General features: G+C 49.6%; 2 protein-coding genes. Both read right to left on the bottom strand.

The window, feature by feature from the left end:
* Window positions 1-299 precede the first annotated feature (299 nt).
* Window positions 300-593 (bottom strand): hypothetical protein, encoded by a 294-nt coding sequence (locus B7364_RS07955; protein ID WP_085339479.1) that lies wholly within the window; start codon window positions 591-593, stop codon window positions 300-302.
* An 8-nt stretch (window positions 594-601) separates the two neighbouring features.
* Window positions 602-937: a hypothetical protein gene (locus B7364_RS17875; RefSeq protein WP_157893581.1), complete on the bottom strand. Its 336-nt coding sequence runs from the start codon at window positions 935-937 to the stop codon at window positions 602-604.
* Between the last annotated feature and the right edge of the window lie 64 nt (window positions 938-1,001).

Below are 1,001 nucleotides of genomic sequence, written 5' to 3'. Positions count from 1 at the left end.
TTCCGGTTTGGGGGCGTGGGCAGTGAAAGCGGACGTTCAGAAGCGGTCCACAGCGAATTTGGCTGTCACCGCCGGGCAACGGAGTTGTTGCAGTCCTGTCGCGTTGCAGGCTACGCCGCGAAGCGCATTGTTGGCTTAGGACGCGGTGGGGGCGGTAAACTGATAACTGAACAAACCAAAATCTTCCAATTAAGATCAAAACATTTTAGCCAGTGTCACTTGAGACGGAAAGCGCCTAACTAAAAAGTAAATGCGCGTCCTGGCTTGACATTCCGTTGAATGAACAACTGGCAACTCTTCTATGGGCACTTTTGCCAATCTTCCCAAAATTCAATATGTATCGCCGATAAAGGTTCTAGATTTGGTAAATGTTGGTAAGTAATCGGGTCAAGCTCGGCATAGGCACCCCGAATGACATCCTCACTTGCTCTTGACGCCAGGCTCAGAAAGGCAGCTACTTCTGCCATTTCCTCCGCCGTTTGCGCTTGCTTGAATGCGCACAGTGCTGCACTTATACTTCCATGGGTCGGCTCATAATTCATAAAGCCAAGCATAAAAAAAACCCAAGCATTTGGTACTATTAACTTCGTCATGGGTCGTTTCACCGTGAAAATGGAACAGTTGGATAGGCGGTGTGAACGCGAATTCCGCCGGGCATCGTGGGATCTGGCCTAGTCACTACTATTACGCCAAAGGTAGTCTCAATATCAACACGCCCTTCGGGTCTAAAAATTGGCACCATTTCGCGCCTTACAGCAGCCGTACCAGTCGGCGCGCCAAATACCTTGTAGTAAGTTCCGCTGCCCGGTTTGGTTTCGGTGCCAGTGGCAAGTGTCGAGCTTACAAGCGCATTCGCAGCATCGAGAGATGAAAATGTTGAATGCCATGTTTTGTAGGCGGTACCTTGTCTGGTTTCAATCGGCTTCATTCTGCTCATGAGGAATTCACGGCTTTTACCGACTGTCCGTCATCAAAACATTTGGCACAGATTTGGCTGCGAC

Source organism: Aquidulcibacter paucihalophilus (assembly GCF_002105465.1).
Taxonomy (GTDB): Bacteria; Pseudomonadota; Alphaproteobacteria; order Caulobacterales; family Aquidulcibacteraceae; genus Aquidulcibacter; species Aquidulcibacter paucihalophilus.
This window is presented reverse-complemented; position numbering and strand designations above follow the sequence as displayed.